The organism is Streptomyces rugosispiralis (assembly GCF_024505145.1).
Taxonomy (GTDB): domain Bacteria; phylum Actinomycetota; class Actinomycetes; order Streptomycetales; family Streptomycetaceae; genus Streptomyces; species Streptomyces rugosispiralis.
Map to the genome: position 1 here is coordinate 35,600 of NZ_JANIAA010000027.1, position 17,901 is coordinate 53,500.

Annotated in this window: 19 protein-coding genes; 10 read left to right on the plus strand and 9 right to left on the minus strand. The window is 67.5% G+C overall.

Annotated features, from left to right (window positions below; all coding sequences use genetic code 11):
• The first annotated feature begins 38 nt into the window (after positions 1-38).
• The 10 genes from NP777_RS30975 (at position 39) to NP777_RS31020 (ending at position 11,100) form a co-directional block, all read left to right on the plus strand.
• A complete protein-coding gene (locus tag NP777_RS30975; RefSeq protein WP_256653481.1) occupies positions 39-1,523 on the plus strand; it encodes an extracellular solute-binding protein in 1,485 nt (494 codons plus the stop codon).
• Positions 1,520-2,479 (plus strand): carbohydrate ABC transporter permease, encoded by a 960-nt coding sequence (locus NP777_RS30980; RefSeq protein WP_308405264.1) that lies wholly within the window; start codon positions 1,520-1,522, stop codon positions 2,477-2,479. Before NP777_RS30975 ends, NP777_RS30980 begins: the two co-directional genes overlap by 4 nt.
• On the plus strand, positions 2,476-3,414 hold the full coding sequence (locus NP777_RS30985) for a carbohydrate ABC transporter permease (protein WP_256653482.1): 939 nt from the start codon (positions 2,476-2,478) through the stop codon (positions 3,412-3,414). The genes NP777_RS30980 and NP777_RS30985 overlap by 4 nt, the downstream gene beginning before the upstream one ends.
• A 97-nt stretch (positions 3,415-3,511) precedes the next feature.
• Positions 3,512-4,783: an enolase C-terminal domain-like protein gene (locus tag NP777_RS30990; RefSeq protein WP_256653483.1), complete on the plus strand. Its 1,272-nt coding sequence runs from the start codon at positions 3,512-3,514 to the stop codon at positions 4,781-4,783.
• Positions 4,784-4,830: 47 nt separating this feature from the next.
• Positions 4,831-5,685 carry an NAD-dependent epimerase/dehydratase family protein gene (locus NP777_RS30995; RefSeq protein WP_256653484.1) on the plus strand — a complete coding sequence of 285 codons (855 nt, stop codon included), beginning with the start codon at positions 4,831-4,833 and terminating at the stop codon, positions 5,683-5,685.
• Between the two features lie 417 nt (positions 5,686-6,102).
• Positions 6,103-6,291 carry a hypothetical protein gene (locus tag NP777_RS31000; protein WP_256653485.1) on the plus strand — a complete coding sequence of 63 codons (189 nt, stop codon included), beginning with the start codon at positions 6,103-6,105 and terminating at the stop codon, positions 6,289-6,291.
• 92 nt (positions 6,292-6,383) lie between these two features.
• Positions 6,384-7,343, plus strand: coding sequence for an acetylxylan esterase (locus NP777_RS31005; protein ID WP_256653486.1), 960 nt, complete (start codon positions 6,384-6,386; stop codon positions 7,341-7,343).
• A 129-nt stretch (positions 7,344-7,472) separates the two neighbouring features.
• On the plus strand, positions 7,473-9,098 hold the full coding sequence (locus NP777_RS31010) for an FAD-dependent oxidoreductase (protein WP_256653487.1): 1,626 nt from the start codon (positions 7,473-7,475) through the stop codon (positions 9,096-9,098).
• A gap of 67 nt (positions 9,099-9,165) precedes the next feature.
• On the plus strand, positions 9,166-9,765 hold the full coding sequence (locus tag NP777_RS31015) for a PfkB family carbohydrate kinase (RefSeq protein WP_256653488.1): 600 nt from the start codon (positions 9,166-9,168) through the stop codon (positions 9,763-9,765).
• Positions 9,766-9,864: 99 nt separating this feature from the next.
• Positions 9,865-11,100 carry a glycoside hydrolase 5 family protein gene (locus NP777_RS31020; RefSeq protein WP_256653489.1) on the plus strand — a complete coding sequence of 412 codons (1,236 nt, stop codon included), beginning with the start codon at positions 9,865-9,867 and terminating at the stop codon, positions 11,098-11,100.
• Between the two features lie 234 nt (positions 11,101-11,334).
• Here NP777_RS31020 and NP777_RS31025 read toward each other — a convergent pair whose 3' ends face one another.
• From NP777_RS31025 to NP777_RS31065, 9 genes are all read right to left on the minus strand, one after another.
• The gene (locus NP777_RS31025) at positions 11,335-11,577 is read right to left on the minus strand and encodes a hypothetical protein (protein ID WP_391858609.1); all 243 of its coding nucleotides are present in this window, start codon (positions 11,575-11,577) and stop codon (positions 11,335-11,337) included.
• Between the two features lie 84 nt (positions 11,578-11,661).
• Positions 11,662-11,751 (minus strand): transposase domain-containing protein, encoded by a 90-nt coding sequence (locus NP777_RS31030; protein WP_256653565.1) that lies wholly within the window; start codon positions 11,749-11,751, stop codon positions 11,662-11,664.
• Between the two features lie 14 nt (positions 11,752-11,765).
• Positions 11,766-11,981: a hypothetical protein gene (locus NP777_RS31035; protein ID WP_256653490.1), complete on the minus strand. Its 216-nt coding sequence runs from the start codon at positions 11,979-11,981 to the stop codon at positions 11,766-11,768.
• A gap of 153 nt (positions 11,982-12,134) precedes the next feature.
• Positions 12,135-13,250 carry a metal-dependent hydrolase family protein gene (locus NP777_RS31040; RefSeq protein ID WP_256653491.1) on the minus strand — a complete coding sequence of 372 codons (1,116 nt, stop codon included), beginning with the start codon at positions 13,248-13,250 and terminating at the stop codon, positions 12,135-12,137.
• Positions 13,251-13,312: 62 nt separating this feature from the next.
• Positions 13,313-13,996 carry an ABC transporter ATP-binding protein gene (locus NP777_RS31045; RefSeq protein WP_256653492.1) on the minus strand — a complete coding sequence of 228 codons (684 nt, stop codon included), beginning with the start codon at positions 13,994-13,996 and terminating at the stop codon, positions 13,313-13,315.
• Positions 13,989-14,717, minus strand: coding sequence for an ABC transporter ATP-binding protein (locus NP777_RS31050; RefSeq protein WP_256653493.1), 729 nt, complete (start codon positions 14,715-14,717; stop codon positions 13,989-13,991). The genes NP777_RS31045 and NP777_RS31050 overlap by 8 nt, the downstream gene beginning before the upstream one ends.
• Positions 14,714-15,736 (minus strand): branched-chain amino acid ABC transporter permease, encoded by a 1,023-nt coding sequence (locus NP777_RS31055; RefSeq protein ID WP_256653494.1) that lies wholly within the window; start codon positions 15,734-15,736, stop codon positions 14,714-14,716. Before NP777_RS31055 ends, NP777_RS31050 begins: the two co-directional genes overlap by 4 nt.
• Complete coding sequence (locus NP777_RS31060; protein ID WP_256653495.1) at positions 15,733-16,614, minus strand: branched-chain amino acid ABC transporter permease; 882 nt, start codon at positions 16,612-16,614, stop codon at positions 15,733-15,735. Before NP777_RS31060 ends, NP777_RS31055 begins: the two co-directional genes overlap by 4 nt.
• A gap of 9 nt (positions 16,615-16,623) precedes the next feature.
• Positions 16,624-17,871, minus strand: coding sequence for an ABC transporter substrate-binding protein (locus NP777_RS31065; protein ID WP_256653496.1), 1,248 nt, complete (start codon positions 17,869-17,871; stop codon positions 16,624-16,626).
• Between the last annotated feature and the right edge of the window lie 30 nt (positions 17,872-17,901).

The window sequence follows — 17,901 nt, forward strand, 5'->3', positions numbered from 1 at the left end:
CGCCGTGATCACCACCGCTCGAAGACAACCATCTACGTATGGAGCACGACATGAAAGCGCATCGGACAGCGTCCGCCCCTGAGCGGCGACACGACGACTCAAGGGTTTCGTCACATTCGCGTGACGGTGAGGGTGAGCTCATGCATCGCAGTTCCTTCGCCCGGGCCTTTGGTCTCGTGATGGCCTGCGCGCTTGTGGGTTCTGTGGCGGCTTGCTCCTCCGGCAGTGGTGGCGGCAGCGACGGCAAAGTGAGCATCACCGTGCAGGGGATGCCGCCCAAGAGCGATCCCGCCAGCCGGAAGGCGTTCCTGGACAGGGTCGCCGCGTTCGAGAAGGCGAACCCGAAGATCACGATTAAGCCGACGGACGCGACGTGGGACGCGCAGACGTTCACCGCCAAACTGGCCGGCGGCAGCGCGGAGACCGTCATTACGGCTCCGCTCACCGAGCCGCAGGGGCTGATCGCCCGACGCCAGGTCAAGGACCTGACGGCTGACCTCAAGGCATGGCCCCAATACAACGAGTACAACTCGAAGCTGCTGGCGCCCACCAAGGACGCCGCCACCGGGAAGGTCTACGGACTGACCGCGCCCATTGGGACGTACAGCATGGGGCTGGTCTACAACCGAGCCCTGTTCGCCAAGGCCGGTCTCGATCCTGACAAGCCGCCCACGACGTGGGAGGAAGTGCGCCAGGCGGCAAAGGCCATCCACGACAAGACAGGCCAGGTCGGGTACGCCGAGACCACCACCAACAACACCGGCGGATGGCACCTGACGTCGTACACCTACTCCCGTGGCGGGACGATGGAGAAGCGGCAGGGCGACAAGTACGTCCCGGCCTTCACGGGCAAGGCGACCACAGACGCTCTCCAACTCCTGCACGACATGCGCTTCGTGGACAACTCGATGGGCAGCAACCAACTGCAGAGCCAGATGGACGTCCAGCGCCGGTTCGCCGCAGGCCAGATCGGTATGTACACCGACGGGCCGAACGCGGTCGGGCCGATCGTGCAGCAGTACGGCGGCCGACTGAAGGACTTCGGTGCCGGAGCACTGCCGCAGGACGGCGGCAACGCCACCCAACTCGGGGGCTCGGTGGTCATGGTGACCGCCAGGGCCACCGCGGCGCAGACCTCTGCGGCTGTCAAATGGATCCTCGCCGAGTACTTGAAGCCCGCCTACGATCCCAAGGAAGCGGCGAAGCGCGACAAGATGACCTCCGCCGATCCGAAGATCCTCATCGGGGTGCCACGGGTCGCCTCCTTCTCCGAGCAGGCGCAGCAGAAGGTCAACGCGGCGCGAAAGCCCTACGTCAACGTGCCGTTGGGCAACTTCCAGCCCTACGTCGACGGCAATGCCGAACTCAAGCTGCTGACGGAGCCGCCGGTGGCGGCGCAGAAGGTGTACGCGGCTCTCGACCCGGTCGTCCAGGCCGTCCTCACCAAGAAGAACGCCGATCCGGCGGCGCTCCTGGACAAGGCCGCCCAGCAGGTGTCCTCAGACCTGGAGCGCGGGCAGTGAGTTCGCTCGACGTGCGCACCGGCCCGCGCGGCGGGGCGGTCCGCAAGACAGAGACCGTCGCGCATCACGCACCGCCTCGCAATGCGCGCCGTCGGCTGCGCAACGACCTCGTGGCCTTGGCGTTTCTGCTTCCCGCCCTGTTCTGCTTCGGCTACTTCGCCTGGTGGCCGCTGGTCAGAGGACTCGAACTCTCCTTCCAGCAGACCAACCTGGTCGACCCGGCGCAGTGGGTGGGACTGAGCAACTTCCAGCACGTTCTTGACGATCCGATGCTGGCGACGGCGGTGAAGAACACACTGTTGTTCGCCGGACTCGCCCTGGTCATCGGTTTCCCCCTGCCCTTGTTGCTGGCCGTGCAGATGTCGACGCTGCGCCGTCTCGCCGGGCTGTACCGGTACCTGGTGTACCTGCCCGTCATGCTGCCACCGGTGGTGGGCGTCCTGCTGTGGCAGATGTTCTATGACCCCGACCACGGGCTGTTCAACAAGGTTCTGGGACTGGTGGGTCTCGGCCCCTACCCATGGTTGCAGTCCACGCACTCGGCCATGCTCAGCCTGGTCCTCGAATCGACCTGGGCCGGCATGGGATCGGCGACCCTCATCTACCTGGCCGCGCTCACCCGCGTCCCGCCGGAGCTATACGAGGCCGCCGAGACCGACGGAGCGCGCATCTGGCGCCGAATGTGGCACATCACACTCCCGCAACTACGCGGCACCGTGCTCCTCCTCCTGCTGATGCAACTCATCGGCACGCTCCAGGTGTTCGCCGAGCCGTACCTGATGACGGACGGCGGCCCCGAGAACGCCACCGTCACCGTGCTCCTCCTGATCTACCGATACGCCTTCATCGACGGCGACTACGGCGCCGCCAGCGCCATGTCGCTGCTGCTGGCGGCAGCCCTGTCCCTGCTGTCCGCCGTGTACCTGTGGTCCACCCGCCGCTGGAGCTCCTCATGAGCCTGATCATCGACGAAGGCCCGCGGCAGACGTCCGAGCGCCCCCCCAAAGACACCGAGCCGTTCAGCCGACTGGTCTCACCGCACGACCGGCGGCGGCGCGTGGTGAGGATCGGGCTTCGGATCACCGAGATCGTCGTCCTGCTCCTCCTGATCGCCTTCTGCGCCGGCCCCATCCTGTGGATGCTCAAGGCGGCGGTCTCCCCATCGAGCGACATCGTGGCACGTCCGCTGTCGCTGTGGCCCTCCGAAAATCGCTTCGGCAATCTGGGCGAGGCACTCAGTGGCCTCGAGATCGGCCGCTACCTGCTCAACAGCGTGTACCTCGCAGGAGGCTGCCTGGTCGTTCAGCTGATCGTGTCGACCAGCGCGGGCTTCGCGCTGTCGGTGCTCAAACCCCGCTACGGCAAGGTCATGTACGCCATGATCCTGGCCACCCTGCTGGTGCCGGCAACGGTCAGTCTCGTCCCGCTCTACCTCACCGCGCAGCGCATGCCGGGGCTCGGCGTGAACCTCATCAACTCCTTCTGGGCGATCTGGCTGCCCGCCGGCGCCAACGCGTTCAACGTGCTGCTCGTCAAACGCTTCTTCGACGGCATCCCCGCCGAACTGTACGAGGCAGCACGGGTGGACGGTGCCGGACCGCTCACGCTGTTGTGGCGCATCGTGCTGCCGATGTCCCGACCTGTCCTGGCCGTCGTGTCGCTGTTCACCCTCATCGCGGCATGGAAGGAATTCCTCTGGCCGCTGATCGCCCTCACCGACCCGCAGAAACAGCCCATCGCCGTGGCACTGCCCACCATCGCCAAAACGTCCGATCAAGGGCTGCTCATCGCCGGCCTCCTCCTGGCGAGCGTGCCGCCACTGCTGCTGTTCATCGCCTTTCAGCGGCAAGTGGTCAACGGAGTCGGTGGTGACACCGGCTCCAAGGGCTGAGCCTCAAGCCGTACCGAAGCCCCCCAAGGGCACTCCACCGCATGACCTGGAACTCACCGAACTTAGGACAAACATGACTGGGCACGATCCGGACCGCTTGCTGGATGCCACTGGCGCTCTGCCGCAGGCCGGCCCACCGTGGACACACCGCGACCGCCTGCGCATCACCCAGGTACGGGCGATCGTCACGGCCCCCGAGGGCCTGCCGCTGGTCGTCGTGCGCGTGGACACCTCTGACGACGGCCTGTACGGGCTCGGCTGCGCCACCTTCACCCAGCGCTACGAGGCCGTGGTCGCCGCGGTGGAGGGACATGTCGCGCCGCTGGTGATCGGCCGCCACCCCGCAGACATCGAGGACATCACAAGGCTGGTGCACTACTCGTCGTACTGGCGCAATGGGCCGGTGCTGAACAATGCGCTCTCCGGTGTCGACCAGGCGCTGTGGGACATCGCGGGCAAGCGGGCGGGCCTGCCGGTATACGAACTGCTCGGCGGGCGTGCCCGGGCGGCTATCGAGGTCTACACCCATGCTGCGGCACCTACGATCGAGGCCACCCTGGACCAGGCGGAGAAGTACATCGGTCGCGGCTACCGCAACGTCCGCCTGCAGACGGGCCAGCCGGGTGTGGGCGCGTACGGCGCACCGGGCGTTCCGGGCGGCTACCCACGTTCTCCCCACCCCGACGGCTGGGACGCCGAACGCTACGTGCGCAGCACACCCGCGCTGTTCGCTGCGGCCCGCGAGCGGCTGGGGCAGGACATCAACCTCATGCACGACGTGCACAGCCGGCTGACGCCCAAACAGGCGGTGGTGCTGGCCCGGGCCCTGGAGCCGTACGGACTGTCGTTCCTGGAGGACGTCATCGCGCCCGAGCACTACGACCGGCTGCCGGAGGTCCGTGCCGCCTCGCCGGTGCCGATCGCGGTGGGGGAGCAGGTCGGGTCGGTGACCGACGCCGCCCGGCTGGTGAAGGACGGGGGAGTGGACCTGCTCCGACTGCACACCTCCTCGGTGGGTGGCCTGACCCCCACTCGCAAACTGGTGGCATTGGCCGAACTGTCTGGTGTGCGGACCGCATTCCACTCGCCCGGCGACATCTCCCCGGTCGGCGTCGCCGCGAACCTGGCCGTCGACATCTCCACCCCTGCGTTCGGGTTCCAGGAGTCGCACGAGTACAACGACGCCACGCACGAGGTCTTCGAGGGCACGCCGGTCGTGCACGACGGCTACCTGAGCCCGTCCGAGGAGCCCGGCTGGGGTGTGGACCTGAACGAGACGGCGGCGGCACAGTACCCGCCGACGAAGTTCCTGCACGAGAAGTGGGCGGCGCGAGTCCGCCGTCCCGACGGCGGACTCGAGGCCCCGTGATGCGCGACGTCGCCGACGGCGAGGCACTTCAGCCACGACGTGTCCTGGTGACCGGCGCGGCCGGACTGGTCGGACGCGCCGTCACCCACCTGCTGCGTGGGCGGGGGGTCGAGGCCACCGCGCTCGCGCTCGACGATCCCGGTGATCTGGCGGTGGGCCGGGTGATCACCGGAGACGCGGGAGACCCCGCCACCGTTCGTGCGGCCCTGGAGGGCGTGGAGGCCGTGATCCATCTCGCGGCCCGGCCCTCGCCGCACCACGGCACACCAGAGGAGGTGTACCTGGGTAACACCCGGGCGACCTTCGTCGTCCTGGAGGAGGCCGGGAAGGCGGGCATCAACAGGGTCATGATCGCGAGCAGTTACTCGATCCTCGGCATCCCGTGGGCCCCGACGAGGCTGCATCCCGCGTACTACCCGATCGACGAACAGATACCGTTGCAGATCACCGACGCGTACGCGCTCTCGAAGCAGGCCGACGAGGCCACCGCGCGGATGATGGCCCGTCGACACGGCATGGATATCGTCGCCATCCGCTACCCCTTCGTCTCCAACGAGGCCCGGCTGGCAGAGCGGCTCAGCGAGACCCTGCACGATCCGGGTGTGGCGGCCGCGGATTCCTGGGCTTACCTCGATGTGGACGACGCGGCCGAGACCGCGTGGCATGCCATCACTGAGCCGCTGACGGGCTTCCACGCCGTGTTCACCGCGGCCCCGGACATCCTTGCCCCTTACCCGACCCAAGAACTGATCGCCACCTACCACCCGGACACCCCGCTGCGCCGTCCGATCCTCGGACGACGTACGCCGATCGACACCGCAGCGGCAACCAGACTGCTCGGCTTCACCCCACGCGCGATGACCGACCTTGAGGAACGCCCCCTTGGTGCGGCCGCGGGCTGACGGGCCGCTGCCGGACAACTGCGGCAACACGGACGGAAGTCCGGCGCCGTGTGCCGATGTCGCCGCTCATCCTCTGTTCCTCGTCCTCCGTGATGTCAGGAGACACCGATTCCATGCCCTTCCCTTTGAGCGTTCAGCTCTACTCGGCGCGAGACCCCCTCGCGGTGGATCGCACCGGCACCCTGGCCCGGCTTGCCGAGATCGGATACCGGGCGGTGGAGGCCGTCGACCTCCACGACGATCCGACCGGCTTCCGTAAGATCGTCGACGAACTGGGAATCAGCGTGGTCAGCACACACGCGGGAGCGCTGCTGAAGAACGACCCCGACGACGTCTTCGACCGCGTCGCCGCCCTCGGCACCGACCTCGCGAACACGGGGGCATCCCGCAGGAGGAGTTCTCGACCCTGGACGGTCTGTGACGCACGGCCGACCTGCTCAACGGCTGGCCCGGGCGATCCGCCAGGACTCCCCGCACCGTGCCTCGGGGGAGATGGCCCAGCACGTCCTCGATCTCATGACCTCCATCACCGAGGCCGCCGAGCGTCTGGACTCCCTGGCGGTGCAGTCGCGGGTGACACCTCCCGAGGTACTGCCCGACGGCTGAGCCCCAGCGGCGTCCACTCTCTCCTCTCTGACCGGCACCTCACCAGGGCCGCAGCCCTCTCTGGATGAAAGAGAACACCTGTGTTCGTAGACATGCCTTTGCCGGAACTCCTGGCCTACCGCCCCGACCCCAGTGAGCCCGAGGACTTCGATGCGTTCTGGCGGCGCACGCTGGACGAGGCCCGCGCCGCGGCCGCACCGACGAGGTACGAACCGTACGACAGTGGCCTGCGGACGGTGGAGGTGTTCGACATGACTTTCAGTGGCTTCGCCGGACAGCCGGTGCGCGGCTGGCTGCTGCTGCCCCGGCACACTCAGGGGCGGCTGCCGTGCGTCGTGCAGTACATCGGCTACAACGGTGGACGGGGCCTGCCGCACGAGTATCTGACCTGGTCGGCTGCCGGGTACGCGCATCTGGTGATGGACAACCGCGGGCAGGGGAGCGGGGGTTTCGCCCACGCGGAGACCTCTGATCCGGACCCCTTGGGTGATCCGTTCACTCCTGGCTATCTGACACGCGGCGTCGCCTCACCGGAGACGTACTACTACCGGCGGTTGTTTACCGACGCGGCGCGTGCGGTGGATGCGGCAAGGGAGCATCCGCGCATCGACCCCGAGCGGCTCGTGCTGCACGGCGGCAGCCAGGGCGGCGGCATCGCGATCGCGGCAGCCGGGCTCAGCGAGGACATCACGGCGGTGACCGCCGATGTGCCTTTCCTGTGCCACTTCCGGCGCGCGGTGCAGATCACCGACGGGAGCCCGTACAAGGAGATCGCCACCTATTGCCGTTCGCACCGGCTCAGCGAGGAGCGGGTGTTCAGCACGCTGGACTACTTCGACGGGGTCAATCTCGCGGCTCGGGCCACCGCACCCGTGCTGTTCTCAGCGGCACTGATGGACCCCGTCTGTCCTCCGTCCACGGTCTTCGCGGCGTATCACCGCTGGGCCGGGGACGACAAGGAGATCAAGGTGTGGAAGTTCAACGGCCATGAGGGCGGAGGCGCCCATCAGACGGCTGAACAGATCCGCTTCCTGGACAAGACCCTGATCTGACGAACGGAGCGTTCATCACGGGCCTTGCCCTTGGCGTGGGGCCGGTCCCTCCTTTGGTGTCGTCCTGCAAGAAGACCGCCGGCGCCGCACACAACGCAGCGCGCCGCGGGCATTATCGAAAGGTTTCCCATGACAGCGCAGGAGACGGACGTGCTCGTGGTGGGCGGTGGCCTCGGCGGTGTCGCCGCCGCGGTCGCCGCGGCCCGGCTGGGGCGTCGGGTCGTGCTCACGGAGGAGTCACCGTGGCTCGGCGGCCAGATCACGGCACAGGGCGTACCGCCCGACGAGCATCCTTGGATCGAGGAGCAGGGTGCCACGCGCAGCTATCGGCGCCTGCGGGAGAACATCCGTGCCTTCTACCGACGTAACTACGACCTCGCAGCGGACGCCCGCACGGCACCGTTGCTGAACCCCGGTGGGGGAGCGGTGAGCGCGGTCTGCCACGAACCCCGGGTGGGCTTCGCGGCCATCGAGGAACTGCTGGCGCCGTACCGGGCCGACGCTCAGGTGACCGTGTTGGAACAGTACGAACCGGTGGCCGCGCAGACCGACGGCGACCGTGTGAGCTCCGTGACCCTGCGCTCCCGGGCGACCGGTGCCGAACTGACCGTGAGTGCCCCCTACATCCTGGACGCGACTGAGCTGGGCGACCTCCTTGAACTCGCCGGCGTCGAACATGTCACCGGAGCGGAGAGCCGCAATGAAACCGGTGAACTGCACGCTCCGGACGGACCGGCCCGCCCCTTGGACCAACAGTCCTTCACCTGGTGCTTCGCCATGGACTACCACCCCGACGCGGACTACACGATCGACCGCCCGGCCGACTACGCCTTCTGGCGCGACTACCAACCGAACTGCTGGCCGGGCCCGTTGCTGTCCTGGCAGGATGTGCACCCCCGTACGCTCGCTCCGCGGCATCAGGGGCTCTTCGCGCACCCGGACTCATCACGCGGCCGTGCGGCACCCGACCGTTGGAACTACCGGCGGATCTTCAGCGTGGCCCATCACGTCCCTGGCCGCTACAAGAGCGACATCACACTGGTCAACTGGCCCCAAGTCGACTATATGGCCGGACCGTTGACCGGTGTCGACGAGGAGACCGGGCAACGCCATCTGGAAGCTTCCCGTCGGCACAGCCTTTCCTTCCTGTACTGGATGCAGACCGAAGCACCACGGCTCGACGGAGGCACCGGCTACCGGGGCCTGCGGCCGCGTGGTGACGTACTGGGCACGACGGACGGTCTCGCCTTGCGTCCCTACATACGTGAAGCGCGCAGAATCCGGGCAGAGTTCACGGTCCTGGAGCAGCACGTCGGCGTCGAGGCACGGGAGAAGGCGGGGCTGCCTGCCGGTTCGGAGATCTTCCCCGATTCCGTCGGCGTCGGCTCCTACCGCATCGACCTGCACCCCAGCACCGGCGGTCCCGACGGGCCGAACTCGTACATCGACATCGCCGACTACCCGTTCCAGGTCCCTTTGGGCGCGCTGATTCCGCAGCGCGTCGAGAACCTGCTGCCGGCCAACAAGAACATCGGGACGACACACATCACCAACGGCTGCTACCGGCTCCACCCCGTGGAGTGGAACATCGGCGAGGCCGCCGGGGCGCTCGCCGCACACTGCCTCAACATCGGCACCACGCCTCGCGCGGTCCGCAATGATCCGGCGCGACTCGCAGAGTTCCAGCAGGTACTCACCAGAGCGCTGGGCTTCCAGCTCGGCTGGCCCGAACGCATCAGGACCGCCGAGCAGTGAACCTCTGCGTGAGCCTCAAGGAGACACCACACATGGAAACGACGCCTCGTGACGGCCGGCCGGCCCCATGACACCGAACGGCACTGGCCTGCTCACCCTGGGCGAGAGGATGGGCCTCGTCACCACCGTCGAGACCGGATGCCTGGAGTTCGCCCGCACCTTCACCTACGGCTTCGGCGGCGCCGAGAGCAACGTAGCGATCGGTGTGGCCCGTCTCGGCGCACCCGCCACATGGATCGGCCGCCTCGGCACTGACGCCACCGGAGACCTGATCGAGCGCCGCCTGCGCGCCGAGAACGTGACGACGATCGCCGTACGAGACCCCTCCCTCACCGGTCTGATGGTCAAGCACCGGCGCTTCGGCACCACATTGACAGTGAACTACCTCCGTGCCGGAAGCGCAGGTTCCCGGCTCGCTGCGGATGACATCCCGCCAGGCTGCACCGAAGTGGCGGGCGTCCTGCACGTCACCCGCATCACCCCCGCTCTGTCTGCCTCGGCAGGTGAGGCCGTGCTCGCGGCAGTGGAGCGCGCCCGAGGCGCTGGAGCGCTGGTCAGCCTCGGCCTTCAACTACCGTCGCAAGACCCGTCTGCGGACAGCCGTGACCGCCGTAGCATACGCAGTGAGCGTGCCCGGGGGCTGCGAAGGGCCGACCCGCAGGGCTGAGCTGGCTGCTCTGACATCAACCGACGACATCCTCAGATAGGCCCCGCCGTAATCCCCTCGCCTCGCCCTCGCCAGATCACCATGGGAGAACCCCTATCCATGAGCACCCCCCGATCCGCTATCGAAGCGGTCTTCCCCCGGCCCGCCGGAACACCAAGGTTCGGCGTCAACTACGTACCGTCGCGAGGCTGGTGGTACAGCTGGCTGGACTGGGAACCCTCCGCCATGGCCGCCGATTTGCGGGCCGTAGCGGACCTGGGCATGGACCACATCCGCATCCACTGCCTGTGGCCGGTCTTCCAGGCCAACCCCGGTCACATCAGCGGCACCGCGCTCGCCCGCCTCCACTCGCTGCTGGACCTCGCCGACGAGTGTGGCCTCGATGTCAGTGTCACCGTTCTGAACGGATGGCTCAGCGGCTTCTACTTCCGTCCCGCCTGGCAGCATGGCGTCAACCTGTTCACCGATCCCGTGGCCGTCGCCGCGCAGCTCGATCTACTGGCCGCCATGGCCGAGCGGATCGCGGCGCACCCCCGGTTCCTGGGTTTCGACATTGCCAACGAGCCCAATGTGTTGGCTCATTACGCCGGCAACGACATCACCACGAGCGAGGGGGACGCCTGGACCCGGCGCCTGCTGAACCACTGCGAGGCCATCGCCCCAGGGCGGATGCACGTCGCGGGATTCGACCACGAGCCCTGGCTCACGGACTCTGCCCCGTTCAGCCGTGAGATCCTGGCCCGGACGGGCAGCGCCACGCCCCTCCACGCCTGGATCGAATTCACCGGAGCCCTCAAGCGTTACGGCTACCCGTCCACCGCCACACACCACCTCGGCGAATACCTCCTCGAACTCGCCAAGGCATTCCAATCCGACCCCCACCGCCCCCTCTGGCTGCAGGAGTTCGGCGCCGCACCACAATGGATCTCAGAAGACGCCGTCGCGGAGTTCACCGAGTCGTTCACTGCCGCCGCCCTTAGCTGTGACCAGCTGTGGGGCGTCACCTGGTGGGCGTCGCACGACATCGACCGCGGGCTCGCCGGGTTTGCCGACCTGGAGTACGACCTCGGCTTGCTCACCACCGAGAACCAGGTCAAGCCAGCCGGCCGCCGCCTGGCCACGCTCATTGACCGCCTTCGTCAGCAGCCACCCACACCTGCCACTCGCACGACCGCGCTCCTTCTCGACGACACCCGAGCCCCCGACTGGACCTTCGCCGAGCGCTTCTTCTCACTCGTGGACGAAGGCGTCCGTCCCGCGATCGTCCGCGCCAGTCACCAGGATGACGCCGAGCATATCGCCGAGCGAGGCATCACCAAGATCCTCGACCTGTGACGGCCTGCCCGGGGCAGTCGTCCGGTGCCGCTGACGGCGACACCCTGTGGGTGTGCGAATCGGGGGGTGGCCGTCCGGTAGACGCTGTTTCCACATGGTGCGTTCCGAGTCCGTGGGTCAGTAGGACACGGTCCACGACAGGCGCCCGGATGTGTTGCTCCGAGCGCGTGGTGACGCCGAGCACGTGGTATGCCTGTGGGCCCTGGACGCCGTGAGGACCCGGCAGCTACGTCCTCAAGGTCCATGACAGACCGCCAACGGGCCTGCCTCGGCCGCGAAGACGGCGTGGGTGCCGCATTCGACCAGCGCGGCCACTCGCGCCTGCGGATAGGCGCTCTTCTCCTGTCCCCGGCTGGCGCCCGGGCGGCCGAAAAAGGCGGCGTTGGCCTCGGTGTCCGGCACGTCGAAGGTGGTGCCGTCCACCGCCACCAACCGCCAGCCCCGATACCACGCCCCTGTGGTCTCCTCGGTGGCCACGGGGTGGCACAACCGGGCGAACAGGGTCTTCAGCGGTTCCGGCCCCAGCCGGGCCCGGCCGATGGCCGCGGTGGTCGGCGCCCGTCACGTTCCCTTCCACCGGCCCATCTGTTGCAGCCCGTGCGTGAGCAGCCGCGTGACCTCCTCGTATCCCTGCCCCGCAAACAGGCACATAGCCAGCACGGCTGTCAGGCGACGTCTCGGTGGCGCTCGGTGTAGGTAAAGGCAAGGAACTCATCCAGTTCCTCATCGGACTCGAAGGTGTCCGCCACGAGATCGTCCAGGAAACGGATCGGCTGGGTGTTCTTGGCCGCCAGTAGCTCTTCGACCGACAGGTGGGGGCGAACCGGGGGTAGGCAGGAAGCTTCAACCACTTCGAAGGCCGCACCTGGACCGGCTGGCACCACCACACCATCTGCGCCACATGCCACCCCACCGTCCCCTGCTCATGCCGGCGAGGCACACCAGCGAACCGCGAGACCGCACCAACCCATGGGGCAAGTCACACCGGATCGTTCGCAGCCCATAGACGCCGCAGCGCTGCGGAAATCGGGGCATCACTTCTTGGTTGCGATCCGCCCGCACTGTACGACTGTTCTCACTCGGGCGGTGGCGGTGATGTCTTCGAGTGGGTTTCCGTCGAGGGCGATGAGATCGGCTGTCATGCCGGGGGTGAGGCGGCCGCGGGTGGTGCTGAGGTTGAGGGCGGCGGCTCCGGTGACGGTGGCGGCCCGAAGTGCTTCGGCTGGGGAGAGGCCGGCGTCGACCAGGAGTCTGAGTTCGGTGGCAAGGGCGCCGTGTGGTTGTCCCGGGACCCCGGCATCGGTCCCCGCGGCGATGGCCACCTTGTGTTGCTGCGCGAGGTGTACGGCGTGGCGGGCGCGGTCGTAGGTCTCGTGTGCGGTGGCGCGCATCTGGCTGTTGAAGCCGAGGGCGTCGGCCTTGGTCGTATACGAGTGGTAGGTCGACAGGGTGGGCACGAAGATCGTGCCGCTCGAGGCCATTTTCTCGGCTTGATCGGGTTCGAGATGAGCGCCGTGCTCGACTGTATCGACGCCGGCGGCGAGCGCGTTGGTGATGGCGGCGGCCCCGTACGCGTGAGCGGCGATCGTCTTCCCGGCGCGGTGCGCTGCTTGCGCTCCTGCGCGCAGTTCCTCGATCTCGAACTGGGGGACGCGAGGGTCTTCGTCGATCCCGAAGAGCCCTTCCGATGCCATGATCTTGATGACGCCCGCGCCGGCGGCGAGTTCGGTGCGGACCGCTTTCGTCACCGCCCATGGGCCGTCGGCCTGGACGCCGAGGTAATGTGCGTGGCCGCCGGTCATCGCGATGAGGTTGCCGCTGGCGACGATTTCGGGGGCGGTGATGATGCCCAGACGCGTGGCGGCCGCGAGATGGAGTGCGGTGCCGCGTCGGGAGCCGAGGTCCCGGACTGCCGTGATACCGGCCCGCAGGTGCGCGGCTGCGTTGGCGACGCCACGCAGGAGTGACAATTCGTCACTCTCCTGGTTACTGATCTCGTTGGGTACCGCGAGGCCACTCCAGGTGAGATGGACATGGGAGTCGATCAGGCCTGGTACGACGGTGTACGGGCGCAGGTCGTGGACCTCGCCGCTGCTCCCGGCCGTGCTGTCGAGGCCGGTGATCAGGCCATCGTCGGTGTGGATCACCACCTCGTCGGTTGTGGTGCCGGTGACGACGTCGACGATGCTGCCCGCGATGAAGCTGGCTGTACTCATGAGGCGCTTGCTCCCGCGGTCCGGGGCACCTGCTGTTCCGGCTCGAGGCGCCCCGAGCTGAGCAGCAGTGTGCGGTCGGCGATTTCGGTGAGTATGCGTGTGCGTTGCTCGGCGAGAAGGATGGCGACGTCCCACTCCTGCTGAACGGTTCGTAGGTGCTTGAAGGTGTTGCGGGTGATGATGGGCGCGAGCCCGAGTGAGGGCTCGTCGAGCATGAGGATGCGTGGACGTGCCATGAGTGCGCGGCCGATGGCGAGCATCTGCTGTTCGCCGCCGCTGAGGGTTCCGGCGCGTTGTGCGGCCCGTTCCTGAAGTCGGGGGAACAGGCTGAGGACTCGTTCCATCGTGTCCTTGCGCTGTCGACGGGACAGGGTGGTCGCCCCGACGGTGAGGTTGTCGAGGACGCTGAGGGAGGCGAACACGCGGCGTCCTTCGGGGACGTGTCCCAGGCCGGCTTGGGCGATCTGGTCCGGGCGGGCGCGGGCCGGGTCGTGTCCGAGGACCGAGACACGGCCGCGGTGATGTGGGAGCAGGCCGCTGATCGTGCGCAGCAGAGTGGTTTTTCCGGCTCCGTTGTTGCCCACGATCGCGACGAATTCTCCCGCGCTGACGGACAGGTTGAGGTCGGTCAGTACCTGGCGGGTGCCCCGGCGTACTGAGAGACCGTCGATGTCAAGCAATGGGTTCTCCGAGGTAGGTGGCTCGTACCGCGGGTTGTGCCTGGACGTCGAGGCTGTTGCCCTCGGCCAGGATGCGTCCGTCGGAGAAGACGATGACGCGATCGGTGAGCCGGTCGATGATCTCCATGATGTGTTCCACGACGATCAGGGTCAGTCCCGTGTCGCGCAGGTCGGTGAGCACGCTCAGGATGTGGGACCACTCGTGGTCGGCTATCCCGGACATCATCTCGTCGAGCATGAGCAGACAGGGCTCGTTGGCCAGGGCGCGGGCGATCGCGACGAGCTTTTGGTGCCCGAGGGACAGGGCTGCCACGGGGCTCGTGGCGAGGTGGGCCAATCCGACGTGCTCGAGGAGCTGCTGTGCCCGCAGCCGGGCGGTCCGGCGGGAGCGGTGTCGGGTGGCCGCGGCAACGGTCACGTTCTCGAGGGCGGTCAGTGACGTGAACAGCCGTACGTGCTGGAAGGTGCGGCTGATCCCGAGCTTGGCGATGCGGTGGCCGGCCAGGCCCTGAATCGGTCGGCCATCGAAGGTGATCGTGCCGGCGGTGGGGCGGACGGTTCCTGCGATGGCTCCGAAGGCCGTGCTCTTGCCGGCGCCGTTCGGGCCGATCAGCCCGAGGAATTCGCCGCGCCGCACATCGAAGCTTACGCCGTCGAGGGCTCGGAGGCCGTCGTACTGGACGACGAGGTCGCGGACTTGGAGGAGCGGTTGTCCGGTCATGTCAGGCTGTCCCCTGCGGGTTGGGCCGTTCGCTTCGAGGTGCCCAGGCGCTGGCCGAGGTGCCGGAGTCCGGAGCGGAGCAGGTGGACGGCTCCCTTGGGCTCGATGGTCTGCAGCGCCATGACGAGCACTCCGAACACGATGAGTCCGAGGCCTGCGGGGAGTCCGGAGAATGCCGGGTTGAGGGTTTGCTGCACCGAGATGAGCACGGTGGCGCCGAGAACGGGTCCCCACAATGTGCCGAGTCCTCCGAACAGTGCAGGCATGGCGATCATGGAAGCTGTCATTGAGCCGAAGGCGCTTGTCGGGTCGATGTACGAGATGTACTGCAGGTAAGCGACGCCGACGAGGCTGGTCAGCGCGGCGCTTACGAGCAGTGAGACGGTTCGCTGCCGGGCCACGGCAATCCCGGAGGCGGCTGCCGCGGCGGGATCGTCGCGCACCGCGCGCAGACGTAGGCCGAAGTTGCTGCGCGTCACCGCGGCGAACAGCCCGAGGAAGGTGGTGAGCAGGATGAGTGCGACGTAGTAGTGCCCGAGCGGATTTTCGAACCGCAGTTCCGCTGGTGCCGGTGAGCCGACTGTGAGAGAGATACCTGCGGCGCCTCCGGTGACGTCACTGGCCCAGGTCGCGATGGATTCGAGGGCGAGTGTGGCGACGAAGCTGACCAGTACGAAGTACACACCGCCGAGCCGTGCAGAAGGCAGGGCGAGGGCGAGGGCGGCCACCACGGCGATGGTTAGCGCGACCGGGACCGCGGCCCACACGTTCCAGCCGAGGTCCTGCCGGAGCAGCGCGGTGGCATAAGCGCCGAGCCCGAAGAAGATCGAGTGGCCGAACGACAGTTGGCCACCGAGGCCGGCGGTGAGGTTGAACGCGGTGGCGGCGGCCGCGTAGAGCAGCGCGACTATGGCTATGGCGAGGATGCCGCTGTTGGGGATGAGCCAGAACGGGAGGCTTGCGATCGCGATGGCGAAGCCGGTGATGTGGGTCGTGGGGGACTTGAGCAGGCCGGTCATGCGAGTCCCTTCAGCCCGAAGAGTCCGTGGGGTCGCACCAGCAGGACGGTGATGAACACGGCGTAGACTCCCAGGTTGGCGATTTCCGGGGACAGGTAGGTCGCGGTGATCTGCTGGGTGATGCCGATCAGGGGCGCGGCGACCACCGCACCGAGGACATTGCGCATCCCGCCGAGGACGACCGCGATGAACGCGATCGTCATGAAGGACAGGCCGGAGGCCGGTGCGGCGGGGAAGTAACTGCTGATCACGCTTCCGGCGAAACCGGTTAGTCCAAGCCCTACCGCGAACACGAGAGGAAGCAGGCGTCCCGAACGGATGCCGAGCAGGGTGACGACCTCTTGGTCGTCGACTACCGCGCTGATGACCCGCCCCAAGGGGGTGGATCGCAGAGTGATCAGCAGGAGACCGAGAATGGTCACGGCCAGGCAGAACGCGATGAGCTGGGCGCGGTCGAGGGTGAAGGGTCCGAGCATGAGGACATGGCCCCCTCCCGGGGTCGTCCGCTGGTCGGGCCCGAACCCCAGCAGCAGCGCGTTCTGGATCACGATGCCCAGGGCGAAGGTGACGACGAGTTGGGGCACGTGGCGTGCGTCGCTGGTGTCCTGGGGGCGGTCGACTACTCGGCGCAGCGCGGTGGTGTAAATCAGGATTCCGAACAGCGCCACCACGATCGCGGCCACGGGGGCGGACAGAAGAGGGCCGATGCCGGCCCCTCCGAGGACTACGGCGACGTACATGCCCACCGTGACGAAGTCGCCGTGGGCGAAGTCGACGATGTTGGTGACACCGAAACTGAGGGCCAAGCCGGCGCTGACAAGGCTGTACACACCGCCCAGGAGCAGGCCGCCGAGCACCGTCTGAACGAAAATGGTCATCGTCGCCCCTCAGCCGGTCGGGGTTACGGTGGCTACCGAAGCCGGCCAGACTGTGCGCGGCCGGCCGTTCTGCCACTGGATCATGATCGGCACGACCCCGGAGTTGAAGCCGGAGGCGTCGAATCCGACCCGTCCGGGCGGCATCGACGAGGCTGGTCCGCTGGTCGCCGGCGTGGCGCGCAGAGCCTTGGCGACTGCTGCGGGGGCACTGCTGTGGGCGTTCTCCATCGCCTCGGCGACCAAGTGCATCGCGACCCACGACTCTCCGGCCTCGTTCGGCATGAACGGCTCGTGGTACTGCGAGCGGTAGCGGGCCCTGGCTTGCCCGACGCCGGGAAGCTTGAGATCGTCGCTCCACCCGGAGATGGCGAGGAGACCGTTCGTCTCGTCCCCGAGGCCCTCTTTGAGGCCCTTGCCGAGGAAGCCCGTTCCGCCACTGCCGACGATCGGCGTCCTGATGCCGCGATCGCGCAGGTTCTTCACGATCATGGTGAGATCGCTGACGGAACCGGCCCCGAAGACGACCTCCGGTTCGGCCGCGGCGAGCGGGGTGACAATGGCCGAGGCATCGGTCAGACCGGGCGAGTAGGCCTTGTACGCGACCACCGACAGACCGCGCTTTTCCGCCTCGGCTCGCAAGGCGTCCGACTGGGCCTTCGACGCCGCGTCGTTCGAGGTGAAGACCGCGACCTTGGTCGGCGCCGGGCCATGGGAGGCGGCGATATCGAGATAGGCCCGCAGGGCAGCGGGTCCCGTGGCACTGGTGTTCGCCGGGACCTTGAATGTGTACTTGTATCCACGCGTGACCAGCTGATCGATCAGCGACTGTGTCACGAACGGCACTCTCGACTGCTCGGCGACCGTCGAGACGGTGAGCGACATACTGCTCAGGAAGCTTCCCACCACGGCACTGACATGGTCGGTGTCGATCAGTTTCGTGGTGGCGGTCCGTGCCTGGCTCGGATCGGTCGAGCCTGTGTCCGCTGACACGATCTTCAGTCGTGCTCCCCCGAGGGCTTTGATGCCGCCGCTTGCGTTGATTTCCTTGACGGCCACCTCCATGCCACGCAACGCGTTGCGGCCGTTCTCCGCCCAGGCCCCGGTAAGAGGGTAAGGGGCGCCTACCTTGATGACGCCTCCAGTGGGGGTGGAGTCGTTCTGGTCTTTGAGGGCAACACCCGTTCCGCAGGCCGAGCAGACCAGTGTGATCAGCGCGGCCAACAGGACGGGGATGCCACGACGGCCGGAGACGGCCATGAGTGTTTCACCTTTCGGTCGGACGAATGT